The organism is Microbacterium sp. SLBN-154 (assembly GCF_006715565.1).
Taxonomy (GTDB): Bacteria; Actinomycetota; Actinomycetes; order Actinomycetales; family Microbacteriaceae; genus Microbacterium.
Genome location: NZ_VFNL01000001.1, coordinates 1,120,743 through 1,147,286 on the forward strand (window position 1 = coordinate 1,120,743; position 26,544 = coordinate 1,147,286).

The 26,544-nt window shown below is 70.1% G+C and carries 22 protein-coding genes; 15 read left to right on the top strand and 7 right to left on the bottom strand.

Features of this window, described 5'->3' with window-relative positions; translation table 11 throughout:
* Window positions 1-73 precede the first annotated feature (73 nt).
* Window positions 74-682: a DUF305 domain-containing protein gene (locus FBY40_RS05650; protein WP_235014607.1), complete on the top strand. Its 609-nt coding sequence runs from the start codon at window positions 74-76 to the stop codon at window positions 680-682.
* Between the two features lie 27 nt (window positions 683-709).
* On the opposite strand, the gene FBY40_RS05655 is transcribed toward FBY40_RS05650, so the two are convergent.
* Both FBY40_RS05655 and FBY40_RS05660 read right to left on the bottom strand, forming a co-directional pair.
* On the bottom strand, window positions 710-1,843 hold the full coding sequence (locus FBY40_RS05655) for a PucR family transcriptional regulator (protein WP_160141361.1): 1,134 nt from the start codon (window positions 1,841-1,843) through the stop codon (window positions 710-712).
* A gap of 84 nt (window positions 1,844-1,927) precedes the next feature.
* Window positions 1,928-2,983 (bottom strand): alpha/beta hydrolase, encoded by a 1,056-nt coding sequence (locus FBY40_RS05660; protein WP_200829932.1) that lies wholly within the window; start codon window positions 2,981-2,983, stop codon window positions 1,928-1,930.
* 171 nt (window positions 2,984-3,154) lie between these two features.
* Between FBY40_RS05660 and FBY40_RS05665 the strand changes: the two genes are divergently transcribed.
* The 9 genes from FBY40_RS05665 (at window position 3,155) to FBY40_RS05705 (ending at window position 14,296) form a co-directional block, all read left to right on the top strand.
* Entirely contained in the window at window positions 3,155-4,339 is a 1,185-nt protein-coding gene (locus FBY40_RS05665; protein ID WP_141937085.1) for a sugar ABC transporter substrate-binding protein, read from the top strand.
* Complete coding sequence (locus FBY40_RS05670; RefSeq protein ID WP_141937087.1) at window positions 4,336-6,183, top strand: ABC transporter permease subunit; 1,848 nt, start codon at window positions 4,336-4,338, stop codon at window positions 6,181-6,183. The genes FBY40_RS05665 and FBY40_RS05670 overlap by 4 nt, the downstream gene beginning before the upstream one ends.
* An 8-nt stretch (window positions 6,184-6,191) precedes the next feature.
* Window positions 6,192-7,145: an alpha/beta hydrolase gene (locus FBY40_RS05675; protein WP_141937089.1), complete on the top strand. Its 954-nt coding sequence runs from the start codon at window positions 6,192-6,194 to the stop codon at window positions 7,143-7,145.
* A gap of 1 nt (window position 7,146) precedes the next feature.
* The gene (locus FBY40_RS05680; protein WP_235014610.1) at window positions 7,147-8,004 is read left to right on the top strand and encodes a formylglycine-generating enzyme family protein; all 858 of its coding nucleotides are present in this window, start codon (window positions 7,147-7,149) and stop codon (window positions 8,002-8,004) included.
* Between the two features lie 116 nt (window positions 8,005-8,120).
* Window positions 8,121-9,401: an ABC transporter substrate-binding protein gene (locus tag FBY40_RS05685; protein ID WP_141937091.1), complete on the top strand. Its 1,281-nt coding sequence runs from the start codon at window positions 8,121-8,123 to the stop codon at window positions 9,399-9,401.
* Window positions 9,395-10,339, top strand: a complete 945-nt coding sequence (locus FBY40_RS05690; RefSeq protein WP_141937093.1) for a carbohydrate ABC transporter permease — start codon at window positions 9,395-9,397, stop codon at window positions 10,337-10,339. Before FBY40_RS05685 ends, FBY40_RS05690 begins: the two co-directional genes overlap by 7 nt.
* Complete coding sequence (locus FBY40_RS05695) at window positions 10,336-11,184, top strand: carbohydrate ABC transporter permease (RefSeq protein WP_141937096.1); 849 nt, start codon at window positions 10,336-10,338, stop codon at window positions 11,182-11,184. The genes FBY40_RS05690 and FBY40_RS05695 overlap by 4 nt, the downstream gene beginning before the upstream one ends.
* Window positions 11,185-11,192: 8 nt before the next feature.
* Window positions 11,193-12,791 carry an arabinosylfuranosidase ArfA gene (arfA, locus tag FBY40_RS05700; protein ID WP_141940040.1) on the top strand — a complete coding sequence of 533 codons (1,599 nt, stop codon included), beginning with the start codon at window positions 11,193-11,195 and terminating at the stop codon, window positions 12,789-12,791.
* Window positions 12,788-14,296 (top strand): sulfatase family protein, encoded by a 1,509-nt coding sequence (locus tag FBY40_RS05705; RefSeq protein WP_141937099.1) that lies wholly within the window; start codon window positions 12,788-12,790, stop codon window positions 14,294-14,296. Before arfA ends, FBY40_RS05705 begins: the two co-directional genes overlap by 4 nt.
* On the opposite strand, the gene FBY40_RS05710 is transcribed toward FBY40_RS05705, so the two are convergent.
* Window positions 14,284-15,342, bottom strand: coding sequence for a LacI family DNA-binding transcriptional regulator (locus FBY40_RS05710; RefSeq protein ID WP_141937101.1), 1,059 nt, complete (start codon window positions 15,340-15,342; stop codon window positions 14,284-14,286). The two genes, FBY40_RS05705 and FBY40_RS05710, sit on opposite strands and share 13 nt — an antisense overlap.
* Window positions 15,343-15,509: 167 nt before the next feature.
* Here FBY40_RS05710 and FBY40_RS05715 point away from each other — a divergent pair, with 167 nt between their 5' ends.
* Genes FBY40_RS05715 through FBY40_RS05735 form a run of 5 tightly spaced genes read left to right on the top strand, consistent with a single transcriptional unit; the run spans window position 15,510 to window position 21,738 of the window.
* Window positions 15,510-15,722 (top strand): heavy-metal-associated domain-containing protein, encoded by a 213-nt coding sequence (locus tag FBY40_RS05715; RefSeq protein WP_141937103.1) that lies wholly within the window; start codon window positions 15,510-15,512, stop codon window positions 15,720-15,722.
* Window position 15,723: 1 nt separating this feature from the next.
* Entirely contained in the window at window positions 15,724-16,710 is a 987-nt protein-coding gene (locus tag FBY40_RS05720) for a heavy-metal-associated domain-containing protein (protein WP_141937105.1), read from the top strand.
* Window positions 16,707-19,019: a heavy metal translocating P-type ATPase gene (locus FBY40_RS05725; RefSeq protein ID WP_327437033.1), complete on the top strand. Its 2,313-nt coding sequence runs from the start codon at window positions 16,707-16,709 to the stop codon at window positions 19,017-19,019. The genes FBY40_RS05720 and FBY40_RS05725 overlap by 4 nt, the downstream gene beginning before the upstream one ends.
* Window positions 19,020-19,051: 32 nt before the next feature.
* Window positions 19,052-21,397, top strand: a complete 2,346-nt coding sequence (locus tag FBY40_RS05730) for a heavy metal translocating P-type ATPase (RefSeq protein ID WP_235014613.1) — start codon at window positions 19,052-19,054, stop codon at window positions 21,395-21,397.
* A complete protein-coding gene (locus FBY40_RS05735; protein WP_141937107.1) occupies window positions 21,394-21,738 on the top strand; it encodes a metal-sensitive transcriptional regulator in 345 nt (114 codons plus the stop codon). The genes FBY40_RS05730 and FBY40_RS05735 overlap by 4 nt, the downstream gene beginning before the upstream one ends.
* A gap of 852 nt (window positions 21,739-22,590) precedes the next feature.
* Here FBY40_RS05735 and FBY40_RS05740 read toward each other — a convergent pair.
* Genes FBY40_RS05740 through FBY40_RS05755 form a run of 4 tightly spaced genes read right to left on the bottom strand, consistent with a single transcriptional unit; the run spans window position 22,591 to window position 26,366 of the window.
* Entirely contained in the window at window positions 22,591-23,301 is a 711-nt protein-coding gene (locus FBY40_RS05740; protein ID WP_141937109.1) for a response regulator, read from the bottom strand.
* Entirely contained in the window at window positions 23,298-24,599 is a 1,302-nt protein-coding gene (locus tag FBY40_RS05745; RefSeq protein WP_141937112.1) for a sensor histidine kinase, read from the bottom strand. The genes FBY40_RS05740 and FBY40_RS05745 overlap by 4 nt, the downstream gene beginning before the upstream one ends.
* Window positions 24,600-24,609: 10 nt before the next feature.
* Window positions 24,610-25,458, bottom strand: a complete 849-nt coding sequence (locus FBY40_RS05750; protein WP_141937114.1) for an ABC transporter permease — start codon at window positions 25,456-25,458, stop codon at window positions 24,610-24,612.
* The gene (locus FBY40_RS05755; protein WP_141937116.1) at window positions 25,455-26,366 is read right to left on the bottom strand and encodes an ABC transporter ATP-binding protein; all 912 of its coding nucleotides are present in this window, start codon (window positions 26,364-26,366) and stop codon (window positions 25,455-25,457) included. Before FBY40_RS05755 ends, FBY40_RS05750 begins: the two co-directional genes overlap by 4 nt.
* Between the last annotated feature and the right edge of the window lie 178 nt (window positions 26,367-26,544).

Below are 26,544 nucleotides of genomic sequence, written 5' to 3' on the forward strand. Positions count from 1 at the left end.
GCCTCGGGAATGCTCCTCGCCCGGCCCGCGCGATACCGGGGAGGGGTACCCTGGGGGAAACGAGGAGGATGACATGAAGACGTCGAACAGGCGATCCGTCGCCGGTATGGCCGCCGCGGTCGCGTTGACTTTCGCACTGACCGGATGTGTCACGGTATCGACCGGCGAACAGATGGGAGAGCACGGCGGGCACGATTCTTCGAGCGAGGAAGCCGCGCCGATGAGCGCCGACGCGCGGTTCGCGATGATGATGATCCCCCACCACGAGCAGGCGGTGGAGATGAGCGACATGCTCCTGGCGAAGGATGACATCGACGAGCGCGTCACCTCGCTGGCCGAGCGCATCAAGGCTGCGCAGGGTCCGGAGATCGAGCAGATGCAGGAGTGGCTCGACGCCGAGGGCATCGGCATGGGCGACATGGATGACATGGGCATGGACGGCATGGGGCACTCGGGGATGATGTCCGAGGGTGACATGCAGGCTCTCGACGCGGCGGAGGGCGAGGATGCCGCGCGTCTCTTTCTCGAGCAGATGATCAGGCACCACGAGGGCGCGATCGAGATGTCGGAAGACCTGATCGAAGACGGCGAGGATGCCGAGATGCGGGCGCTCGCCGAGTCGATCGTCGAGAGCCAGACCGCCGAGATCGCCGAGATGCAGGCGCTGCTGCAGGAGATCTGAGGTCTGTGCGGCGGATGCCGCGTCAGATCAGACCGGGTCGCCTGCCGCCGCGGCAGGCGCCTCGGCCTGGTCGCCGGCCGTCTCGAGCAGGGTAAGCGCAATCAGCCCGAGCCGCGCGTCGAACACGTCTTGCGGATTGGTGAGATCCAGTCCCAGCCGCTCCTCGACGCGGGCGAGGCGCGAGGCCACGCTGCTGTGATGCATGTGGAGTGCCGAGCCGGCCAGGCGGAGCGACCCGTGAGCCAAGTACATCTCGAGCACGGCCAGGTCGATCCGCCCGTTCTCGGTGGTGGAGAAGTCCCGCAGCGCGCAGACGCGGGGATCGCGCTGCCAGACCGCGGCATCCACCGTCGACAGGGCCGAGAGCGCTCCGAGCTGCTCCGCGTCGATCACCGCGGCATCCAGCCGATTCGGTGAACTGAAGCGCAGGGCGAGGCGGGCCTGCGCCCAGCTGCGATGCGCGTCGAAGGCCCCGATCGCTCCGCCGACTCCCACGCGCACCGGCGCAGGCGCGGCCGCCAGCGAGGAACGCAGCGAAGTGAGGAAGTCCTCGCGCGCAGCTCCCGGGTCGGTCGCGGCGAGAGGAACGATCGCCGCAGACATACCGCCGAGCATCGCGCCGCGCGCGCTGTGGCTGCGCCGCAGCATCCCCAGGATTCCCGAGCCCACCTCGCCGGCGCTCTCGACCGAACCGGCCGGCGCGATCGCCACGACGCACGCCTGGGCGGAAGCAGACAAGCCCAGCCGCCGGAGGGCGAGGCTGCGCTCCTCGAGCGGCTCTCGGTGCGAGAGTGCGGTCTCCACCAGGGCGGTATCGACGGTGTCGGTGCGCTCGCGCCGGTCGGAGCCGACAGCGCGAACCGCCAGCGCGAAGCGCTCGAGGATGAGGTCGTCCATCGCCGCGGGCGCGTCCTCCCGCTCGAGCCACACCGTCGTCGAACCCGCACGCTGCTCACGACGGCGGCGTCCGTCGGACGACGACGACAGTCGGCGCCCGTCAGGAGCGAAGCGGTGCTCGACCCCGTCTTCGGTGCGCAGGCCCGCCGCCGTCTCGGCCAGGGCCGCCGTGCCGCGCACGATCATCTCGGGTGTCGCGCTGCGCAGGGTGAGCGCGTCGAAGTAGGCGATGACCCGCAGCGCCGCCTCGGCGTCGGAATCCATCGCGGACAACTTCATCAAGAGGGCCTTCATCGTCCTCCTCCGTGTCCATTGTCCTCCCGCCGCGGCCGCACGGTCGTGGTCGGGTCACGACCGCCCGCCGCCACTCAGGGCGCGGCGGAGCACGGCCACCTCCTCGTCCAGTTCCCGACGCGACACCTCCGCGTGCGCGAGAGCGGATGACCCGTGGAACGTGCCAGGGAAGAGGTGAAGTTCCACGGGGACCTCGTCGGCGAGCAGTTTGCCGGCGAAGGCCAACCCTTCATCGCGAAGCGGGTCGAATTCCATCAGCGCCAGGTAGGTAGGCGGGAGGCCTCGCAGGTTCTCCGCGCGCGCCGGTGCCGCGTCTGCCGGAACCTCATCCGAGCCCGGGGTGATGTCGCCGAGATAGAGGCGCCAGCTGATCTCGGCGTCGCGCGCGGTGAACCCCGGTGTGTCGACGAACTTCGCCATGCTGGCGCTGGACCGGCGGTCATCCAGCTCGGGCGAATTCAGGAACAGCAGGCGAGGGGCGATCCCGCCCCGGTCGCGGGCTCGCAGCGCGACCGCGATGGCGAGCGCGCCTCCGGCGCTCGTTCCATGGATCGCCAGGCGCGCGGGGTCGACATTCAGTCCACTTCCGGGGGCGGAGAGCCACTGCCCACTCCCGGGGGCGGAAAGCCACTGCCAGGCGGCATCGCAATCATCGACCGCCGCCGGATAGGGATGCTCGGGCGCAAGCCGGTACTCGACCGCGACCACCAGCGCCCCCACCTCCCGGCAGAGGTCGATGGCCTGACCGCGGACGGAGGCGGTGGACCCGCCCACGAACGCCCCGCTGTGGATGAGCAGGATGCCGGGCAATGCCTCGCCCGCTTCCGCCGGGGCGAACACCGTCGCCGAGATCGCGCCGGCCGGGCCGGGGAGCTCGAGGGTGGACTCCGTCACATCGGTGGGGAGGGCGGGGGATGACTGGACGGAGATGCGATGCCACGTCTTGCGGAAGGCGTCGACGTCGTTGAGGGTGGCGTCGGCGAGCAGAACCGCACCGGCCCCGATCTCCTCATCCATGGCGTAGCGGCTCCAGGCCGGCGCGGCCGCCGGCGAAGGCGCCTCCTGCGCGGCGGACTCCTGCGGTGGGGCGACGTCATCGTCGGAGGTCATATCGACAAGCATGCCGCGTCGTCGCCCGCAGCGGCCGTGCAGGCCGTCGGGAGAATGGGGAGAGATGCCCGACGGGCGGCGGATGCGCCCGGCGCTCGCTCCTTGTCATGCTGACACCACCGACCGGCGGCACCCGCGCCGGACGATCCCTTTCACCGATGGAGGTGCGCGATGATGCGCAGCAGAAACGCCGACGGCCGTGTGGCCCGGCGCACCCTCGTTCCGGCGGTCCTGATCGGCGCGATGTTCTTCGCCGCGGGATGCTCCGTCGATGCCGCTCCCGGGGCGGGAGGCGGTGACGGCCCCGCCGACAGCGGCGTCGGCGACGGCGTCTCGGAGCGCCCGTCCGAACCGTTCGTGCCGAGCGACGAGACCGGTGAGGCGCCGCCGCTCGACGGCGGGCTCGCCGCGGCGATGAACGTGGTGAACGTCGAGGTGTTCGCCGCCACATCGCGCGCCATGGGAGAGGCCGCCGATGAGGCAGGGCTGGCCTTCACCGAGACCGTGGCCGACAACGACCCCGCCCGCAACGTCGATCAGCTCCGGTCCCTGCAGAACCAGGGCGTCGGTGCGATGTTCGTCTGGGATGTGGATGTCGCCGCGCAGCGCCCGGTCGTGAGGGACATCATGGACACCGGCGCAGCCGTCTTCACGCTCTCGAGCGGCCCGTCCACCATGCCGATGGTCGCCAACCAGGAGCAGATCGGCGAGCAGATCGCAGCCGCGGTCACCGACTACGTCGACACCGATCTCGGCGGCGAGGCCAACGTCGTGATCTTCAACCTCGACTCGCTCCCCAACATCAAACCCCGCTTCGACGCGATCCGCGACGTGCTCGCCGAGCAGGAGGGCGTCGAGGTCGTCGCCGACGTGCTGTGGGACACCGGTGACCCCGACTCGGGCTTCACCTCGATGAGCACCGTGCTTCAGGCCAACCCCGACATCGACGTGGTGATCGGCCCCGACCCGGTCGTGCTCAGTGCGATGTCTGCCGTGGAGGCTGGGGGTTTCGATGTGAACGCCATGGCGTTCTTCGGCTCGGACGGTGAGCCGCAGGCGCTGGAGATGATCGCAGCTGGGGGTCCGTACAAGGCCACCTACGCCTTCAACTTCTCGGTCGTCGGGTACGCCGCCGGTGTCTGGGGCGCCGACTGGCTCGAGGGGAAGACGATCCCGTCACTGACGATCATCAACGCCGTGCAGCTGGACAGCCCCGAGGCGATCGAGCAGTACAACGCCGACGTCGCCGACCCCGCGACTGCGTTCGACGAGCGGCTCGACACGTACCTGCAGCCGCTCGGCGGCATCAGCTACGAGACCCGGCAGGACTACTGGAACGAGACGAACCCGCAATGACCTCCGCGCTCTCCGCCGCGAAGAGCCCCCGGGTCCGGTGGCGCCGCACGACGCATGTCGGCGGCGCCACCGGGCGCGCCGGTCTCGTCGTGCTCGCCGCCGCGCTCGTGGTGCTCTTCGCCACCGTGAATCCGACCTTCATCAGCGCGGCCAACATCACCACCATCCTGGTCAACATCTCGGGCACCCTCATCGCTGCCATCGCGATGGCGAGGCTCATCATCGCCGGGCAGATCGATCTGTCGATCGGCGGGATGATGGCGCTCGTCGCCGTCGGTGGCGCGTGGGTCATGCGCGAGACGCAGAGCTTCTGGCTCGGCGTCGTCGCGACGATCGCCCTCGGGCTGCTCCTCGGGCTCGCGAACGGGCTGCTCGTCCGCATCCTGAAGATCTCGCCCATCATCGTCACCCTCGCCCTTCTCGGGGTCTACACCGGGCTGGCGTTCGTCATCACGCAGTCACGGCCGATCTTCGAGCTGCCCGCCGACATCGCGCTCCTCGGGCGTCTGCGCATCCTCGGCGTCCCGATCATCGTGATCGTCGCGCTCATCGTCTTCATCCTGGGCGCTCTCGCGCTGACCAAGACGGTCGGCGGGGTGCGCAGCTATGCCATCGGCGGCGATGCGCGCGCGGCCGGAGCGCTCGGCGTCGACGTGCCGCGCCACCTCGTGCTGCTCTACGTCTACATGGGCGGCTCGATCGGCCTCGTCGCCCTCCTCACCTACGGGCGGCTCGGCAGCGCGAGCCCCAACCTCGGCAGCGGTTTCGAGATCGCGGTGATCACCGCGGTCATCCTGGGTGGCGTCGGCTTCTCGGGCGGCATCGGCCGGCCGCTGGGTGTGTTCTTCGGCGTGGTGACCATCGGAATCCTCAACGCGGGCCTGATCTTCGTCGGCATCTCGGACTACTGGCAGACCGTCATCGGCGGGGCGGTGCTGCTCCTCGCGCTCGGAGCGGATCAGTTCAACGAGTACCGGAGGCGTCGATCGCGCAAGGCGGCAGAAGACCGGCAGGGCGGTGACCGTGAAGGCCTGGTCGATCCCGCCGAACTCGTCGCGCACGTCCCCGCGGGCGACATCGCGCTGTCGGCCACGGGGCTCCGCAAGGCATACGGCGCGGTGACCGCGGTGTCGGAGGTGGGTTTCTCGCTGCGGGCCGGCCAGGTGACCTGCCTGCTGGGCGACAACGGCGCCGGGAAGAGCACGGTCATCAAGATGATCTCGGGGCTCGTGCGACCCGACGCCGGCGACATCGAGCTGAAGGACGTGGGATCGATCGTCGACCGCGGCGCGCTCGAACGCCGCGACCTCGGCATGGAGACGGTCTATCAAGACCTCGCCGTCGCCCCGAACCTGGGCGCCGCCTACAACCTCACCCTCGGGCGCGAACCCGTGAAGTGGGGCTGGGGGAGTCTCGGTGTCTTCGACCGGTCGGCGGCGATCGCCGAGGCCCGGACTCGGCTCGGGTCGCTCGGCATCTCGCTGGAGGACTACCTCGCGCCGGTGTCGGCTCTTTCGGGCGGGCAGCGGCAGTGCGTCGCGATCGCCCGCACCGATGTCGACGACGTCAAGGTCGTCATCCTCGACGAGCCGACCGCCGCGCTGGGAGTGCGCCAGCGTTCGCTTGTGCTGAAGCTCGCACGGTCGCTCGCTGATGCCGGGGCGGCGGTGCTGATCATCACGCACGACGTCGAGTCGGTGAAGCTCATCGCCGACCGGGTCGTCGTGCTGAACCTCGGCCGGGTGTCGTTCGACGACGACGCCGACACGGTGGGCACTCGTGATCTCATCCACCTCATGGCGGGGCTCCCGCTCGAGGCGCGAGAGATCGACCAGGAGCGCTGAGGAGTGAGATGACCGACCACGAGGTCGTCGACGGTCGCGATCGGATGCTGCGGGAACTCGCCGACCGGCTCGATGAGGTGCCCGACTACCGCCCGGGCGACGTGGCGGCGCTGCGGGAGCTGATGGCGTCGTCGATGACACGGCGCCCGGCGCGGGCGGCGGAGGTGCACCTGATCGCCGCGGACGGCGGGGGCGAGCGCGAGCTCCGCGTGCACCGGCCGCCCACCGGCGAGTCGGCGGGGACGGTGCTTCACATCCACGGCGGCGGCTTCTTCATGGGAAGCGCGAGGCTCTACGACGCGGTGTGCGCGCAGCTGAGCGAGCGGACGGGCGCCGTGGTGTGCGCCGTCGATTACCGGTTGGCGCCGGAGCACCCCTACCCTGCGGGGCTGGATGACTGCACCGCGGCGTACCGGGCGCTGGTCGCCGACCCCGGCCGGTTCGGCCTCGGCTCCGGGCCGCTCGGCATCTACGGTGAGAGCGCGGGGGCAGCGCTCGCCGCCGGGGTGGTGTCGCGCGTCGGCGAGGAGCGCCGGCCCGACTTCCTGGCGCTTCTCGAACCGGTGCTCGACGATCACCTCACCACGGCCTCCGCCCGGCGGTTCACCACGACGCCGATCTGGAACCGGGGCCTGGCGGAATGGAGCTGGGACATCTACCTCGGCGACATCCGGTACTCCCGTCCCGCCGAGGCGGCGCCCGCGCACCTTCCGGATGTCTCGCGGTTCCCGCCCACGCTGATCTCCACCCGTGATCTCGACCCCCTGCGGGACGAGGGGATCGCATTCGCGCGCCGACTGATCGGCGTAGGGGTGCCGACCGAGCTGAGGCACTATCCCGGCACGTTCCACGGCGCCCAGGGGGTGGAGGGAAGTGCGGTCGCCGCGCGCATCGTGGAGGACGCCGCGTCTTTCGTGCGGGATCATCTCGTCGCGCGGTACGCCGACGGGAGGGAGCGATGACGTGACCCACGCGATCGAACAGGCCGTCATCCCCGCGGGCACATTCCTCATGGGCGAGTCGTCCGACCTCGTCCCGGCGCGGGCGAACGAGCGGCCGGTTCATGAGGTCGAACTGTCCACATTCCGCATCGACGTGACGACGGTGACCAACGCGGACTTCGCCCGATTCGTCGACGACACCGGACATGTCACCGACGCCGAGCACTGGGGGAGCTCGGCGGTATTCCACCTGGCGTTGCGCGGTCCGCAGGATGATGTCATCGGTGCCGTGAGCGGTGCGCCCTGGTGGCTCATGGTCCGGGGCGCGGACTGGCGTCATCCGGACGGTGCGCTCTCGGGCATCGACGAGCGCGCCGATCACCCGGTCGTCCACGTCAGCTGGGCGGACGCATCCGCGTACTGCGCGTGGGCGGATCGGCGCCTCCCGACCGAGGCGGAGTGGGAGTTCGCCTCACGCGGCGGCCAGGAGGTCGCACGGTACCCCTGGGGGGACGCCGAGGTGGACGGCGCCGACTGGCGGGCGAACATCTTCCAGGGCGATTTCCCGGCCTCCAACACCGGCGACGACGGGTTCCTCACCACCGCTCCGGTGCGGACATTCTCGCCCAACGGCTGGGGACTATGGCAGTGCGTCGGCAACGTCTGGGAGTGGTGCGCCGACTGGTACGACCCGGGCTACTACGACGTCTCGCCTCGCCGCGATCCGCGCGGTCCGGAAGGCGGCCACGCCCGCGTCATCCGGGGTGGCAGCTACCTCTGCCATCCCTCCTACTGCGACCGCTTTCGCAACGCCGCCCGCTCGGCGAACACGCCGGACTCCTCGACGGGCAACACGGGGTTCCGCACCGTCGCACGCTGACCGCCGGTCGCCCGCAGCGCAGCAGTCCACGAAAAACCCTTGTCGTAGAGAACGTTCTTCGATAACGTTCTTCGAGAACGTTCTCTGTTCGAGAGCGAGACCCGAAGGAGTGTCACATGCTTGATCGTCGCCTCATGGCCGCGTCCGGCGTCGCGGTGATCGCGCTCGCCGTGAGCGGATGCGCTGGTACCGCAGAATCGACCGATGCCGGGGAGGAGGTGACATCACTCACCCTCTGGCACGGGGCATGCGTGACCCCCGAGGTCGAGGGACTCTACGAGGCCTTCGAGGCGGAGTCGGGCATCACCCTCGAGCTGGTCGACATCCGGTGCGACGGCTTCGAGAACGCCACGACCACGCGGTGGGCCACGGGCGACCGCCCCGACATCCTCACCTACCACGCGATTCCCTCGCTGGTGTATCCCCTCAACCCCGCGGAGAACTTCCAGGACCTGTCCGACATGGACTTCGTGTCGAAGGCCTTCGCCACCGTGACCATCGACGACACCGTCTACGGCGCGATCACGCAGTTCCCCGAGGTCTACGGCTTCTACTACAACAAGGCCGTTCTCGCCGACAACGGCCTGGAGCCTCCGAGGTCGATGGCCGACCTCGTGGAGATGTGCAGCTCACTGCAGGGCACGGGGATCGACCCGATCATCGAGTCGGGCGCGAGCGGGTGGCCCACCCAGCTCATCCCGCTGCTGTCGATGGCGGAAGCCAACCAGGACGGTGCCTACGCCGAGGCGGTGCTGAGCAAGGAGGAGACCCTCGACGACCCGGACGGGCCGCTCGTCGCCGGGCTGACGCTCTACTCCGACCTCAAGGCGGACGGCTGCTTCAACGCCGACGCGACCACCACCAGCTTCGAGGACTCCCTGGCCGCGGTCATCGACGGCGAGGCCGCGGTGACGGTTCTGCACTCGAACTTCTACGACAGCCTGGTCACCTACATCGGCGGCGACCGCGACCTGCTCGATGAGACCGTCGGCTTCGTCGGGTTGTCCCTGTCGGAGCAGATGGCGACGGCCAACTACGGCCCCTTCGGCACCTTCTACGCACCCAAGACGGGGGATGCCGCGAAAGAGGCGGCTGCGCGAGAGTTCATCGAGTTCGCCACGGGCGCCGGGTACCAGGACATGGTCGACTCCGGTCCGCTCTTCCCCGTCTACGAGGGCGCGACGACCCCCGACGGATTCTCGGAGCTGCAGCTGTCCTTCCAAGAGGCGGCGGAAACCGCCTCTCCCGGCGTCAACGCGGGAATCCCCGGATTCGTGGTGCTCAAGGACGTCACCACGAAGATCCTCGCCGACCAGTCCAACCCCATCGACGGAGCCAAGGAACTGGCGCTGTCGGTGCAGCAGGCCGCCGGCGCCGCCGGAATCGACGGATGGTGACGCAGCTCCAGGCCCCTCCGGTGAGCAGCCCCGCGGGGAGTGCTTCGGCGCTCCCCGCGGGGCCTCGCCCCCGGCGGCGTGTCACCCGCCGGACGTGGCCGTTCATCATCCCCTCGATCGTCCTCATCTGCGTCTTCTTCACCGTTCCGTTCCTGCTGAACCTCCCGTTCGCCTTCTCGTCGTGGACCGGATACTCGTCGGACATCGCCTTCGTGGGACTGTCGAACTTCGAGCTCCTCGCCTCGCGCGGCATCCTGTGGACCAGCACCGCCGTCACGGTGGTGTACGCCGTCATCTGCATGCTCGTGCAGAACGTCGTGAGTCTGTCGCTGGCCTTCGCGCTGCGGGACACGACGTGGGGGAACACCTTCTTCCGCTCGCTCTTCTTCCTCCCGGTGCTCATCTCGCCGCTGGCCGGCGGCTACATCTGGCGGGCGATCCTCGATCCGGAGGGGCCGCTGAACGCGGCGATCGGTGTGGTCGTCCCCGGCTTCAGCTTCGCCTGGCTCGGCGACCCGGTCTGGGCGCTGTTCTCGGTCGCGTTCGTCGATGCCTGGAAGTGGTGCGGCATCGCCACCCTGGTGTACATCGCCGGCATCAACAGCGTGCCGCGCGAGCTTCTCGAGGCGGCGGAGATCGATGGGGCGCCGCCCTGGACGCGGTTCTGGAAGGTCACGTTCCCGCTTCTCGCGCCCGCGTTCACCTTCAACGTGGTCACGACCCTGATCGGTGCACTCACCGCCTACGACGTGGTCGCATCGATGACGCAGGGCGGACCCGGCGACAGCACCTCGACACTCAACTTCGCCGTCGTGCAGCAGTTCGGCTACTCGTTCTTCGGCGTGGCCAGTTCGCTGAATCTCTTCGTCACCCTCCTCGTGGTCGTCGTCGCGATCCCCCTCGTCTCGTGGCTGCGCAGACGGGAGATCTCCGCATGAGCTCCCGTCTCGCGCGCCGGACCGGCATCGCCGGCGGCATCCGCTATCTCCTGCTGGCTCTGTTCGCCGTTCCCTGGGTACTGGTTCCGCTCTGGCTGCTGGTCGTGAACTCGTTCAAGACCGAGCGGGCCGCGGCCGACCTCACCCTCGGGCTCCCGGAGGAGTGGCGACTCCTGGAGAACTACGCCGCCGTCTTCGCCGACGGCAACTACCTCACGGGTCTGCGCAACAGCCTGCTGGTGGCGATCCCCACGATCGCTGCGGTGCTGATCCTCGGTGCCATGGCTGCATGGGCCTATGCGCGTTCGCGCTCCATGACGCTGCAGAGTCTCTACTACCTCAGCGCGCTGTCGATCCTTCTCCCGCCCGCCGTGATCCCCACGATCTTCGTGCTGACGACGCTGGGCATCGACGGGTCGCTGGCGGGCTATGCGCTCATGATGATCGGCACCAAGATGGGCCTCTTCGTCTTCCTCGCCACCGGGTTCGTCAAGGGCATTCCGATGGAGATCGAGGAGTCGGCGGCGATCGACGGTGCGTCGCGCGTGCGCACGTTCTTCCAGATCCTCCTGCCGCTGCTGCGGCCGGTGATGTTCGTCGGCGCGGTGCTGCTGATCATCGCCGTGTGGAACGACCTGTTCTTCGCCCAGCTGCTGTTGCGTGGTCCCGACAACGCGACACTGCCGGTGGCACTGTTCTCGTTCGCCTCCGCGTCGATGAACATCATCCGCTGGAACGAGGTCTTCGCCCACGTGGTCCTGTCGAGCCTGCCGCTCGTGATCGTCTACATCATCGCCCAGCGCCAGGTGCTCGCCGGGCTCACCGAAGGAGGGGTCAAAGGATGACCATGTCCATGCAGCGCGCAGAGGTGGCGGGCGACCTGAGCGGCCGGGATGAGCGGTTGCGCGTGCGGGTCGCGCTCGACTCCGAACGGGTCGTCGGCGACATCGATCGGCGTCTGTTCGGCGGCTTCGTCGAGCACATGGGCCGCGGGGTGTACGGCGGCATCTATGCGCCCGGGCACCCCAGCGCGGACGAGCGCGGGTTCCGGCGCGATGTCATCGAGCTCGTCCGCGAACTGGGTGTGACCACCGTCCGCTATCCGGGCGGCAACTTCGTCTCGGGCTTCCACTGGGAAGACAGCGTCGGCCCAAGGGAGCTTCGGCCGACGCGTCTGAACCTCGCCTGGCACAGCAGTGAGACCAATGAGGTCGGCGTCCACGAGTTCGCAGAATGGCTCGCCGAGGTTGATGCGGAACTCATGCTCGCGGTCAATCTGGGAACGCGCGGCACACGGGAGGCGATCGAGTTCCTGGAGTACGTCAACATCTCCGCGCCGACGCGCTTGTCGCAGTGGCGCTCTGAGAACGGGCGCACAGAGCCGTTCGGCGTGAAGATGTGGTGTCTGGGAAACGAGATGGACGGTCCCTGGCAACTGGGTCAGCGCACCCCGGAGGACTACGGCATCCTCGCCGCGCAGACTGCGAAGGCCATGCGGCAGGTCGATCCGGATCTCGAGCTGGTGGCCTGCGGGTCTTCGCATGCCGCGATGCCCACCTTCGGGGAGTGGGAGAAGGTGGTCCTCACCCACACGTACGACGACGTGGACTACCTCTCGTGTCACGCCTATTACGAACCGGAGCCCGGCGATCGCGCCTCGTTCCTCGGTTCGGCGGTGAACATGGACCGCTTCATCGACGCCGTCGTCGCGACGGCGGATCACGTCAAAGCCGTGCGGGGGAGCACCAAGACCATCGCGGTCTCCTTCGATGAATGGAACGTGTGGTACTCGTCCCGCCTGCCGGAGCAGCTGCCCCGGGCCGCGGACGATTGGCCCCTGGCGCCCCCGCTCAGCGAGGAGGACTACACCGTGACCGACGGGGTGGTCGTCGGAGACCTGCTCATGTCGCTGCTCCGGCATGCCGACCGGGTGCGAAGCGCCTCGCTGGCCCAGATCGTGAACGTCATCGCACCGATCGCCGCTCCGGACGACGGGCCGGCGTGGCGGAAGGCCACCTTCCATCCGTTCGCGCTGACCGCGCGCCATGCCCGAGGGCGGAGCCTCGATGTGGTGATCGATACCCCCGGTCACCACACCCGTGTTCACGGCGACACGCCCTACGTCTCCGTCGCCGCAACGCATGACCCCGGCCGTGGGGGCGCGGTCTTCCTCGTGAATCGTCATGAGTCGGCCGCGGCAGAGGTCACCGTCGAGTTGAGCGGCGCGCTGGCCGTGCTCGGCGTGGCCGAAGCGGTGACGCTCCACGACCCGGATCTCGATGCGCACAACTCCGCCGCTTTCCCCGACCGGGTCGGTCCGCGACCGAACCGCTCCCTCCGGCAGCAGCCGGGTGCGCTGACGGTGAGCCTCCCGCCGGTGTCGTGGACGATGGTGCGGCTCGTCGATGTCGAGGCGGACGCCGAGGCCGAGGTCGAGGCGAACGAGGGATGAGGCACACGAACGTCGTCGTCATCATCACCGATCAACAGCGCGCCGACCTCACGCGGCGGGAGGGGTACCCCCTGGATGTGACGCCCTTCGTCGACACGCTGGCGCAGCGCGGCGCGTGGTTCTCGGGTGCGTACACGACAGCACCGGTGTGCGCCCCGGCGCGCACGAGCGTGCTCACCGGGCGGTTCCCGAGCGCCCACCGAGTGACGCAGAATGCGGCCCGCGACAGTGCTCTTCGCACGGCGGACATCTTCTCGGTCGCCCGCACCGCGGGCTACGCCACGGCTCTGGTGGGGAAGAACCACACCTACCTCGAGGCCCGAGACGTCGACGAGTACATCGAGTTCAGCCACAACGGGCAGATCACCGGTCCGCGCAGCGCGGAGGAGGAGGCCTTCGACGAGTGGCTGACGCACCTGCGTCATCGCACGTCGACCTCGCCGTCGCCGGGCGGCGTCGAGGTGCAGAATCCGCACCGTCTGGTCAGTCACGCGCTGGGGTGGCTCGACGCGCTCGAACCGGACGCTCCCTTCCTGCTCTACCTCGCCTTCCCCGAACCGCACAATCCCTACCAGGCGCCGGAGGGCTACTTCGACCTCTTCCCGCCGGAGGACATCCCCGACCCGCGCGTGGGCGCGGAGTTCCTCGACGGCGCCCCCTTCGAATACCGGCATCTGCGCCGGATCGGTGAGAGCGGGGAGCCCGACTACAGCGAGAAGATCCCGCGTGCGCGCGCGAACTACCTCGGCATGCTCCGCCTCATCGACGATCAGATCGCACGGTTCACCGCCGGGCTCGCCGAACGCGGCGTTCTCGACGACACGCTCGTTCTCGTGACCTCCGATCACGGCGACTACTTCGGGGAGTACGGCCTGATGCGCAAGGGTGCCGGGATATCCGACTTCCTCATGCGCGTGCCCCTGGTCGTCTCAGGTCCCGACGTTGCGGCGCGGGGTCGCATCGACGCGCAGCTGGTGAGTCTCGCCGACATCCTCCCGACGGTGTGCGACTACCTCGGCGTCGACGTGCCCCTCGGGGTGCAGGGCCGGACTCTGCGGGGAGTGTGGACGGCGTCGGAACGGAGCGCTCGATTCGACGACGTCTACGGCGAGCAGGGAATCGGTGGCGCGCGGTTCACGCCTCGAGGGCTCGACGGGCGCCCCCTTCCCGGCCTTCCCTTCGGGGGTGAACCCGACGGCGCACCGACCTTCGATGAGCTGAACGCGGTCACCCAGGCGGGGCGCATGAGGATGCTGCGCTCAGGGCCGTGGAAGCTCATCGTCGAACACGCCGATGCGGCGACGCCCGTCATCCGTCTTCATCACCTGCCGACCGATCCCGCGGAGATCCGCGATGTCTCTGCGGCACCCGAGCACCGGGACATACTCGCCGACCTGATGCGGCGCCTCGTCCTCCGCCAGATCGAGGTCGAGGACGTGCTCCCGATCCCGGGCGATGGGTACGAACGGGCCGCGACAGCGCCCGGTGGGGGTCAGCGCACCTGAGCGACGCGCTGCGGCGCGGCGGTGCTTCGCCGCACTACCAGCGTCGTGGGGTGGACGGACTGCGTGCTCTGGGTGCGGCCGGCGATCCGCTCCAGGAGCCGGGTCGCCGCGACGGCACCGATGTCACGCGCCCCCTGGTCGACGCTCGTCAGCGACACCGGCCGCAGCGCCGCGATGCGGGTGTTGTCGTACCCCACCAGGGACAGTTCATCGGGGATCGAGATGCCGCGGTCGGCGCACTCGCTCATGAGCGCGATGGCGGCGACGTCTGCTCCTGCGAAGATGGCCGTCGGCCGGTCCGCTCGGTCGAGGATCTCGCGAGCGGCGTCGTGGCCGCCCTTCTCGCTCCACGCGGTTCGCACGATGTCGATCTCGTCGACGAGACCGTGCGCTGCCATCGCTTCGCGATAGCCCCGCTCGCGCATCTGCTGCGGTGACAGCGGGTCGAGCCCGGGACCGTCGTCGTGACCGACGAACGCGATGCGCGAGTGCCCCAGCTCGACGAGGTGGTCGATGACGGCGCGAGCGCCGCCGAGGTCGTCTCCGGCGACGGTGTCGTACTCCGGTGCCAGGCCGTGGCGCGAGATGACGACGGTGGGAGTCTGGGCGGCCACCTCGGCGAGCTTGGCGGCGGACGCATACGGGGCGAACAGCAGCAGCCCGTCCATCCGGTGCTCGATGAGGGCGTCGATCATCCGCGCCTGCGTGGCGGCGTCGTTGCCCGCGGGACCGATGAGGACGTCGTAGGACGTCGCCCGGAGAGCATCGGAGATCCCGTCGACCAGGAGCGAGACGAACTGGTTGTCGATGTCGGCGACCACGAGGCCGACCGTGTAGGTCTGCCCGCGCATGGCTCGGGCGGCGGCCGAGGGTCGGTAGTCCAGCTCTTTCATCGCCGCGCGGACGCGCTCTTTCATCTCGGCGCTCACGCCGTACGCATCACGGAGCACCTTGGACGCGGAGGCGACAGACACCCCGGCGTGGCGGGCGACGTCCACGATGGTGGGACGTTTGGCCGAGGCGGTCGCGGCCGGGGTGGCGTTCATGCGGTCTCCAGCTGTTCGGGTCCCCACCGTGGAGAACGTTCTATACGTTAGCAGGCTCGCCGTGCAAGTCAATGACCCGGGCGGCGTAAGGGGGATCAGCGACCCCTCGAATAGGGGAAGGGGGTATTGTGGTGATGCATACCCCCTAGACGTATCGAGGAGAAGCCATGAGCACCACCACCGAGTACGCCGTCACCGGCATGACCTGCGGCCACTGCGAGATGTCGGTCCGCGAAGAGGTCAGCGAGATCGCGGGACTGACCGTCGTCGACGTGTCGGCCCAGACCGGAAAGCTCGTCGTCTCGGCTGAGACGCCCGTCGACGACGCCGCGGTCATCGCCGCCGTCGAGGAGGCCGGCTACCAGGCGGCCCGCGCCTGACATGAACGCCCCGGTCCGTCTCGGCCTCTACGCGGGGGCGCTCGCGCTGGTGTTCGGCGCGTCCTTCGGCGTGGCGGCGCTCGTCGCGCCCGACGCGTCGTCGTCGGCGGCGTCGGAAAAGGTCGAGCCCGCCGACCCCAACGCCGAGACGCCGCATTCGTCACCAGCCACCCCGTCAGACGCGGTGGCTGGTCACGATGACGGTGGCTCGGCGCACGGAGAGTCGGGGAGCGCCGACGCCGCGGATGCCGCCGACGCCGCGGAGGCCGCGGGTGCCGTCACCGGCGTCGGCGCCGTCACCGGCGTCACCGCGAGCGACCGCGGGTACACCCTCTCGGAGGTCGAGGCTCCGAAAGAGGTCGGCGAAGCCGGCATCCTGTCGTTCGAGATCACCGGACCGGGCGGCGACGTCGTCACCGCGTACGACGTCGCGCACGAGAAGGAGCTGCACCTCATCGTGGTGCGCACCGACGGCGCCGAGTTCCGACACGAGCACCCGACGCTGGGCCCCGACGGCCGCTGGACGATCCCTTGGACCTGGGATGCCGCGGGCGGCTACCGCGTCTACGCCGACGTCGTGCCGAGCGAGCTCGGCGAAGGCCTCACCCTCACCCGGTCGCTGCTGGTGGAGGGCGGTGTCGTGGCCTCCGCCTCTCCGACAGGGATGACGGCGGCCGCCGGCGCGTACCAGGTGACCATGACCGGCGACCTCGCTGCCGGTGACTCATCGACCCTCGCCTTCACCGTGACGCGCGACGGCGAGCCTGTCGAGCTGGAGCCCTACCTCGGCGCCGAGGGTCACCTCGTGGCGCTCCGCGAGGGCGATCTCGCCTACCTGCACGTGCATCCCGAGCACGTCGACGGCCACGAGCCGGGCGCCGTGTCATTCGCCGCCGAGGTGCCGAGCGCCGGCGCGTACCTGCTGTACCTCGACGTCCAGATCGACGGAGAGGTGCACACCGCCGCCTTCCGAGTGGAGGCATCGTGACCACCGTGCAGCCAGGCCCGACCGACCGCGTCGAGCTCGAGATCGGCGGTATGACGTGCGCGTCGTGCGCCAACCGCATCGAGCGCAAGCTCAACAAGCTCGATGGAGTGACCGCGAGCGTGAACTACGCCACCGAGAAGGCGCACGTCGAGGTGCCCGCGGGCACCGATCCCGCCACCCTCATCGCCGAGGTCGAGAAGACCGGCTACACCGCCGCGCTTCCCGCTCCGCCCGAGCCCGACCCGTCGGCCGCGTCGGCCGAGGGGCGTGACGACCCCGAGCTCCGGTCGCTGCGACAGCGGGTGATCGGCAGCGTCATCCTCGGGGTTCCCGTCATCCTGCTCTCGATGATCCCTGCGCTGCAGTTCACGTACTGGCAGTGGGCGGCGCTCGCGCTCGCCGCGCCGGTCGTCGTCTGGGCGGCGTGGCCGTTCCACAGGGCGGCGGGGCTGAACCTCCGCCACGGCGCGGCGACCATGGACACGCTCATCTCGGTCGGCGTCTCTGCAGCGTTCCTCTGGTCGCTGTGGGCCCTGTTCTTCGGCACCGCCGGCGAGCCCGGCATGATCCACCCGTTCACGCTCGCGATCGCGCCGAGCGACGGGTCGGCCAACATCTACCTCGAGGTCGCCGCGGGCGTGACGATGTTCGTGCTCGCCGGCCGCTACTTCGAAAAGCGCGCCAAGCGCCGGGCGGGTGCGGCGATGCGGGCCCTGCTCGACATGGGCGCGAAGGATGTCGCGGTGCGCCGCCCCGGTGCGGGGAACGCGATCGCTGAGGTGCGGGTACCGATCGGCGACCTCCGCGTCGGTGACGAGTTCATCGTGCGCCCGGGGGAGAAGATCGCCACCGACGGCGTGATCGTCGAGGGGCGAAGCGCCGTGGACGCCTCGATGCTCACGGGCGAATCTGTGCCCGTCGAGGTGACACTGGGCGACACCGTCGTCGGCGCGACCGTCAACGCCGGCGGGCGGCTCGTCGTGCGCGCCACCCGCATCGGCGCCGACACGCAGCTCGCGCAGATGGCGCGCCTCGTCGAAGAGGCGCAGTCGGGCAAGGCCGAGGTGCAGCGCCTGGCCGACCGGATCTCGGGCGTCTTCGTGCCCGTCGTCATCGCGATCGCGGTCGGCGTGCTGGGCGCGTGGCTGGGCGCCGGTTTCGGCGCCGAGGCGGCGTTCACCGCGGCCGTCGCCGTGCTGATCATCGCCTGCCCCTGCGCTCTCGGGCTCGCCACGCCCACGGCGCTGCTCGTCGGAACCGGTCGTGGCGCGCAGCTGGGCATCCTGATCAAGGGTCCCGAGGTGCTCGAGCAGACCCGCCGCGTCGACACGATCGTGCTCGACAAGACCGGCACGGTGACGAGCGGGCGGATGACGCTGACCGGCGTCGTCGCGGCGGCCGGCGTCTCGGAGGACGAGCTGCTGCGCCTCGCGGGGGCTGTCGAGGATGCGTCGGAGCATCCGATCGCCCGTGCGATCGGAGTCGCAGCGCGCGAGCGCGGGGGAGAGCTTCCCGCGGTCGAGACCTTCCAGAACCTCGAGGGACGCGGCGTGCAGGGCATGGTCGACGGACACCTCGTCTTCGTCGGTCGCGATTCCCTGCTCGCCGAGTGGGCGGTGGAGCTGCCCGCCGACCTGGCTGAGGCCAAACGTCTGGCGGAGGGCGAGGGTGCGACCGCGGTGATCGTCGGGTGGGATGGTGCCGCCCGCGGCATCCTCACCGTCTCGGATCAGGTGAAGCCGACGAGCGCCGAGGCGGTCGCGACCTTCCGGCGACTCGGACTCACGCCGGTGCTGCTCACGGGTGACAACGACGTGGTCGCGCGGCGCGTGGCCGCCGAGGTCGGCATCGACGAGGTCATCGCCGGGGTGCTGCCCGCCGAGAAGGTCGAGGTCGTGGGGCGCCTGCAGGGCGAGGGACGGGTCGTCGCGATGGTGGGCGACGGCGTGAACGACGCCGCGGCTCTCGCGCAGGCCGACCTGGGCCTGGCGATGGGGACGGGGACGGATGTCGCGATCGAGGCCTCCGACCTGACGCTCGTCTCGGGTGATCTGCGGGCGGCGGCGGATGCGATCCGGCTGTCGCGTCGGACCCTCGGGGTCATCAAGGGCAACCTCTTCTGGGCGTTCGCGTACAACGTCGCGGCGATCCCGCTCGCGGCGCTCGGGCTGCTGAACCCGATGCTCGCCGGAGCGGCGATGGCGTTCTCGAGCGTGTTCGTGGTGAGCAACAGCCTGCGGCTGCGGGGATTCCGATCGGCTTTCCGTGGTTCGGCGGAATACGCCGCGGTGTCGCGGAGTTCTGTCTGATACCCCTAGGGGGTACCCGGAAGGATCTCACCATGGCCCACCACGACCACCACCACCCCACCCGCGAGGGTGCACCCGCTGCGCGCGAGGGTGCATCCGCTGCCCGCGAGGGTGCACCTCCTGCCCGCGAGGGTGCACCCGCTGCGCGCGAGGGTGCATCCGCGACCCGCGAGGGTGCACACGACGCGCGCGAGGGAGTGCACCCTCACGCGGAGGGAGTGCACCCTCACGCGGAGGGAGTGCACGCTGGCGCGGAGGGAGTGCACCCTGGCGCGGAGGGACTGCACCCTCACGCGGAGGGAGTGCACCCTCACGCTGAAGGAGGGCACGGCGGGCACGGCGGGCACGCGGGGCACGGCGACCACGTCGGGCAGTTCCGACGCCTGTTCTGGTGGAACCTTCTCCTCGCCGTCCCCGTCATCGTCTTCTCGGGCATGTTCGCCATGCTCCTGGGCTACTCCCTGCCCGACCAGGCCTGGATCCCCTGGATCTCGCCCGTCCTCGGCACCGTCATGTACGTATGGGGCGGCCGCCCCTTCCTCACCGGCGCGGTCAGCGAGCTGCGCTCGCGCGAGCCCGGGATGATGCTCCTCATCGCCCTGGCGATCACGGTCGCGTTCCTCGCATCCTGGGGGTCGAGTCTCGGCATCCTCGATCACGAGCTCGACTTCTGGTGGGAGCTCGCTCTTCTCATCGTGATCATGCTGCTCGGGCACTGGATCGAGATGCGCTCGCTGGCGCAGACCACCTCCGCGCTCGACTCGCTCGCCGCGCTGCTCCCGGATGAGGCGGAGCGCGTCGAGGGCGACCAGACGGTGACCGTCGCGCCGAGCGACCTGCGTGTCGGCGATAGAGTCGTCGTGCGCCCCGGCGGGCGTGTACCCGCCGACGGCCGCGTCGTCGCGGGCTCGGCGAGCATAGACGAGTCGATGATCACCGGCGAGTCGAAGCCCGTGCGCCGCGAGGCCGGCGACGCGGTCGTCGCCGGCACGGTCGCGACCGACTCCGGCATCCGCGTCGAGATCACCGCCGTCGGCGACGACACCGCTCTCGCCGGCATCCAGCGGCTGGTGACCGATGCGCAGAATTCCTCTTCGCGCGCCCAGCGCATCGCCGACCGGGCCGCCGCCCTGCTGTTCTGGTTCGCGCTCGGCGCAGCCGCGCTGACGATGCTGGTCTGGACACTCGTCGGCAACGTCGACGAGGGCGTGATCCTCACGATCACCGTGCTCGTGATCGCCTGCCCGCACGCGCTGGGCCTCGCGATTCCGCTCGTCGTCTCGATCGCCACCGAGCGCGCCGCGCGCGGCGGCGTGCTGGTCAAGGACCGCCTCGCCCTCGAGCAGATGCGCACCGTCGACACGGTCCTGTTCGACAAGACCGGCACCCTCACAGAGGGTCGCCCGGCCGTCGCCGCGATCGAGCCCGCCGCCGGTCACGACGAGACCCGCGTCCTCGCGCTCGCCGCAGCGGCCGAGGCCGACTCGGAGCACCCGCTCGCGAAGGCCATCGTGCAGGCCGCCGCCGATCGCGGGATCGCGGTGCCCGCGGCATCCGATTTCGACTCCTCGCCCGCGGTCGGCGTCACCGCCACCGTCGAGGGCGCCCGCGTGCGGGTCGGCGGGCCGAACCTCCTCGCTGAGGAGAACGCCGCCGAGCTCGACGTCGCCGACCGGTGGCGCGCCGACGGCGCGATCATCCTGCACGTCGTCGCCGACGGGGCCGTGATCGGAGCGCTCCGCCTCGCCGACGCCGTGCGGCACGAGTCGCGCGAGACCGTCGAGGCGCTGCACCGGCTGAACGTGCAGGTCGTCATGATCACCGGCGACGCCGAGGCTGTCGCCCGCTCGGTCGCCGACGAGCTCGGCATCGACCGGGTGTTCGCGGGCGTCCGCCCCGAAGACAAGAGCGCCAAGGTGCAGGAGCTGCAGCGCGAGGGTCGGAAGGTCGCGATGGTCGGCGACGGCGTGAACGACGCCCCTGCGCTCGCGCAGGCCGATGTCGGCATCGCCATCGGTGCGGGGACGGATGTCGCGATCGCGTCGGCCGGCGTCATCCTCGCCAGCGACGACCCGCGCTCGGTGCTCTCGGTCATCCAGCTCTCGCGCGCCAGCTACCGCAAGATGAAGCAGAACCTGTGGTGGGCCGCCGGCTACAACCTCATCTCGGTGCCGCTCGCCGCGGGCGTGCTCGCGCCGATCGGGTTCGTGCTTCCGATGTCGGTCGGTGCGATCCTGATGTCGCTGTCGACGATCGTCGTCGCGCTCAACGCCCAGCTGCTGCGCCGACTCGACCTGCGGCCCGAGGCCAGTGCGGCGGCGCTGCTTGGCAGCATCCCTGCTTCTGAAGAGAATCGTTCCGAGAGGATCACATCATGACCGACATCGCCTCGCCCGACACGGGTCACGACCACGGGACGGATGACACGCACGCCGGCCCCCACGGATACATCAGCGACAAGCAGCGCTACCTCAACCGCCTGCGGCGGGTGGAGGGACAGGTGCGGGGCATCCAGCGGATGGTCGAGGAGGAGCAGTACTGCATCGACATCCTCACCCAGATCTCGGCGCTGAGCTCGGCGCTCGAGAATGTGGCGCTCGGCCTCCTCGACGATCACCTGAAGCACTGTGTCGTCGACGCGGCGGCCCGCGGGGGCGACGAGGCGGCGGTGAAGCTCAAGGAGGCGTCCGACGCCATCGCGCGGCTCGTGAAGGCCTGACGCGGGCGCTTCGCGCCCGCGACCGTCGATACCTGCGGTCTGCGCGCGGCCAGCGACCGCGACCGGTCGATCCCTGCGGTCCGCGCGCGGCCAGCGCCCGCGACCGGTCGAAATATGCGGTCCGCGCGCGGAATGAGCGACCTTCTTTGACGGGTCGTGGACCGGGCCGCGAAGCTGACCTGTCCTGATGTGCGGTCAGCGCCCGCGACCCGTCAAAGGATGCGGCCTGTGCGGCGCGCGAGCGACGTTTTGTGACGGGTCGCGGGCAGGCGGGCCGCGCGGGGCGTCTCAGTCGGCGCGGGGGCGCCCCTTCGGGCCGCGAGCCGTCAAAGGATGCTGCCTGGGCGGCGCGCGAGCGACGTTTTGTGACGGGTCGCGGGCAGGCGGGCCGCGCGAGGCGTCTCAGTCGGCGCGGGGGCGCCCCTTCGGACCGCGAGCCGTCAAAGGATGCTGCCTGGGCGGCCCGCCAGCGACGTTTTGTGGCGGGTCGCGGGCAGGTGGGCCGCGGGAGGCGTCTCAGTCGGCGCGGGGGCGCCCCTTCGGGTCCGCGACCCGTCAAAGGATGCGGCCTGTGCGGCGCGCCAGCAACGATTCGTGACGGGTCGCGGGCAGGTGGGCCGCGCGAGGCGTCTCAGTCGGCGCGGGGGCGCCCCCTCGTGCCCGCGGCCCGTCAAAGGATGCCGCCTGTGCGCCGCGCGAGCGACCCTTCGGGCCCGCGACCCGTCAAAGGATGCCGCCTGTGCGCCGCGGGGGCGACCCTTCGCGCCCGCGACCCGTCAAAAGATGCCGCCTGTGCGGCCCGCCAGCGACGATTGGTGACGGGTCGCGGGCACGCGGGCCGCGCGAGGCGTCTCAGTCGGAGCGGGGGCGACCCTTCGGGGCGAGCAGTCCGTGCTCGTACGCGTAGATGACGAGGTGCACGCGGTCGCGGGCGTTCAGCTTCGTCAGCAGCCGCCCGACGTGGGTCTTCACCGTCGACTCGGCCACGAACTGCCGCTTCGCGATCTCGGTGTTGCTGAGCCCCTCTCCGATCGCCGTCAGCACCTCGCGCTCGCGCGGAGTCAGCGACGCCGCTTCGGGCGACAGCGCGGTGTTCTGCGCCGGCACCTCCTGGCCGAAGAGCTCGAGCATGCGGCGAGTGATGCGCGGTGCGAGCGCGGCATCCCCGGCGTGCACCGAGCGGATCGCCGCGAGCAGGTCCGCCGGGCGGGCATCTTTCAGCATGAACCCGCTCGCCCCGGCACGGATGGCGGCGAAGGCGTTCTCGTCGAGATCGAACGTGGTGAGGATCAGCACCCGCGGGGGGTGAGGGCCTGCGACGACGGACGCGGTCGCGGCGATGCCGTCCACCCGCGGCATCCGCACATCCATGAGGACGACGTCCACCCTCCGCGCGCGGGTCAGCTCGATCGCCTCATGGCCGTCGGCGGCCTCGCCGACGACCTCGATGTCGGGCTCTGCCTCGAGCACCATGCGCAGGCCCGCGCGCACGAGCGCCTGATCGTCGGCGATCGCGACCCTGATCCGGTCGCCTGCGGGGGCGTCTGTGCTCGGTTCGCTCATTCTCCGGCTCCATCTGGTCGATCGGGGGAGGGCAGGACCGCGCGCACGCGCCAGCCGTTGACGCCGCGCGGGCCCGCGTCGAGTGTGCCGCCGTAGAGGGCGACCCGCTCGCGCATGCCGATCAGGCCGTGCCCGCCCGTGTCATTCTGCGGAGCGTTGCGGTGGGGCTGCCGGGAGCCCTCCGCGTCATCGACCACCTCGACCCTCACCTCGCCGTCGACGTGCTCGATCGACACGTCCACGCTTCGGGCGGAGGGGGCGTGGCGAAGGGCGTTGGTCAACGCCTCCTGCACGATCCGGTACACCGTCAGCTGCAGGTTCGGGTCGGTGATCGCCCGGCCCGACGTCGTGAGCTTCACCGGCAGTCCCGCGGCGCGGAAGCTTTCGAGCAGCTCCGGCATCGCTGCGGATCCCGGCTGCGGTGCTCGTCCCTCGTCGCTCATCGTGCCGGGCTCGGTGAGCACTCCCAGCATCCGCCTCATCTCGACGAGGGCGTCTCGGCCCGCGTCGGCGACATGGCGCATCCCCTCCGCTGCGCGATCCGGGTCGCGGCTGACCGTTGCGGCGCTGCCCTCGGCGAGCGTGACCATGACGGTCAGGCTGTGCGAGACGATGTCGTGCATCTCGCGCGCGATCCGTGCGCGTTCCCGCGCGGTCGCCAACTGGGCCTGCTGGTCGCGTTCGCGGGCGAGATCGCCCACTCGTGCGATGAGCGACTGAACGTATCGGCGGCGGTTGCCGACGTTGATCCCGATCAGGGTGCCGATGAGGGCGGTGACAACGGCTTCGGCCGCCGCGAGGGCGAAGAACGGCTGGGTGGGAAGAAGCGGACCCGGCTCGAGAAGGGATGCCACGAGGGCAGCGGCCGTCCCCACCACCGCCGAGACGGCGAAGCCGATCCAGGCGGCACGGGTCGACCGGTAGACCGCGAGTGCGTACAGGCCGATGGGGATCGCGAAGACGTTGACGTTCTCGAGCGGGTAGACCACCAGGGTCGTCACCCAAGCCGCGCCGACGAGCAGCCACGGGTTGCTCCGCCGGAACAGCACCATGACGACCGCCGTCGCAGCAACGAGGACGATGCGCGCGACGGTCACCCAAAGCGGTACCGGGCCGGTTGCCGCCGCGAGGATCAAGGCAGCGAGGATCGAAAGGACGTAGAAGCCGGCGACGAGACAGTCGACGAGAAGCGGATGTCTCGCCCAGAACCGCCGGATGACTCCGGGCGGTCGCGGCAGGCGCAGTTCTCCCCCGACCGCCGTTGCCGACGGATCGGGGGAGAGCTGCGCAGTCGACATGCTGTCGACGTTACGCGTCGCGGGTGCGCAGCAGCACGGCCGCTGCCGCGGTGGGAACCACGACCCACAGGCCCGTGACCAGCAGGTTCACCCACATCCCCAACGCCTCACCCTCGGGTGCGAGGGTAGCGGAGCTGTAGATGCCGCCGCCGGCGTTGGAGAGAAGGAACGGAACGGCCTCACGTGCCCAGTCCGCGGGAACGAGACCCAGGATCGTGGGGAGGATCAGCAGGATGCCGACCACCACCGCGATGCCCCCGGCGCTGCTGCGGACGAGCGCGCCGATCGCGAGGGCGAACAGCGAGACCATCGCGAGGTAGAGGGCGGCCCCCAGGAGCGGCCAGAAGACGCCCGGGTCGGTGAGGGGCGCGGCGATGTCCTCCTGCGAGAGCATCAGCGATGCCACGAGGTACGCGGCGACGTTCGCGATCAGCCCGACGATGAACGTGGCCGAGAAGAGCACGGTGCCCTTCGCCGCGAGCGCCGAGAGCCGCCCCGGCACAGCCAGGAACGTCGAGCGGACCATGCCCGTGGTGTACTCGCCGCTGATCACCAGGACGCCGAGGATGCCCGCGATGAGCTGGCCGAAGGCGACGCCGGCGACGGATGCCTGCACGATGGTCTGCACCGGCTGCGCGCCAGGCGCTTCGCCGGCGACGCCCTCGGGGATGTTCGTGAGAGCGAACGCGACGAGGGCGGCGAGTCCGACCGAGATCACGACGAGCAGCGCGTACGACCAGATCGTCGAACGCACGCTCCGGAGTTTGATCCACTCGGAGCGGATCGTGCCGAGGAAGGTCAGGCGCGCATCTTCGAGGGCGTCGACCGAGGTGGTTGGCAGAGAAGTGGCAGTGGTCATCGGACCGCCTCCGTTCGGTATTCCACCGCGTCCGCGGTGAGGTCCATGTACGCCTCTTCCAGCGAGGCGCTGAGGGGTGTCAGTTCGTGGATGACCACGCCGTGCTTGGCGGCGAGGTCTCCCACGAGTGGCGCTTCCACGCCGGTGATCTCGAGCAGGCCCGACTCCGAGCGGGTGACCGTGACCTCGGGAGCAGCGACCAGCTCGGCGAGCATGCTCGCCTGCGGCGAGCGAACCCGCACCCTCGGGCCCGTGCCGCCGGCGATGATGTCGGCGACGGGGGCGTCGGCGATGATCTCGCCCTTGCCCAGCACGATGAGGTGGTCGGCGGTCAGCGCCATCTCGCTCATGAGGTGGGACGAGAGGAACACGGTCCGGCCCTCGGAGGCGAGGTGCTTCACGAGCTGCCGCACCCACAGGACGCCCTCAGGGTCGAGGCCGTTCACCGGCTCGTCGAGGATGATCGTCGCGGGGTCTCCGAGAAGCGCCGCCGCGATGCCGAGACGCTGACCCATTCCGAGGGAGAACCCGCCGACGCGTCGGCGTGCGACCGACTCCAGGCCCGTCAGCTCGATCACCTCGCGGACGCGCTTCTTGCCGATCCGGTGGGTGGCGGCCATGGCGAGGAGGTGGTTCTCGGCCGTCCGGCCGGTATGCACGGCTTTGGCGTCGAGGAGCGCGCCGACCTCGCGGAGCGGAGCCCGGTGGGCCGCGTAGGCGCGCCCGTTCACGGACACGGATCCCGCGGTCGGGCGATCGAGCCCGACGATCATGCGCATCGTGGTGGACTTGCCCGCGCCGTTCGGGCCGAGGAATCCCGTCACCTGGCCGGAGTGCACGGTGAAATCTATGGTGTTGACGGCGGTCTTGGCGCCGTACCTCTTCGTGAGGCCTACTGCTCTGATCATGCACGTCACGCTACGGATGACGCCGACCCGCGACATCCGTCCAGGGCATGAACCGCGCCGAGGTCGGGTCCTCCCGTGGTACCGGTGGCGCTCCGCCGCCGGTAGCACGACCCGTCACAGGATGCTGCCTGTGCGACCCGGGGGCCGCATTCTTTGACGGGTCAGCGCTCGACAGGGT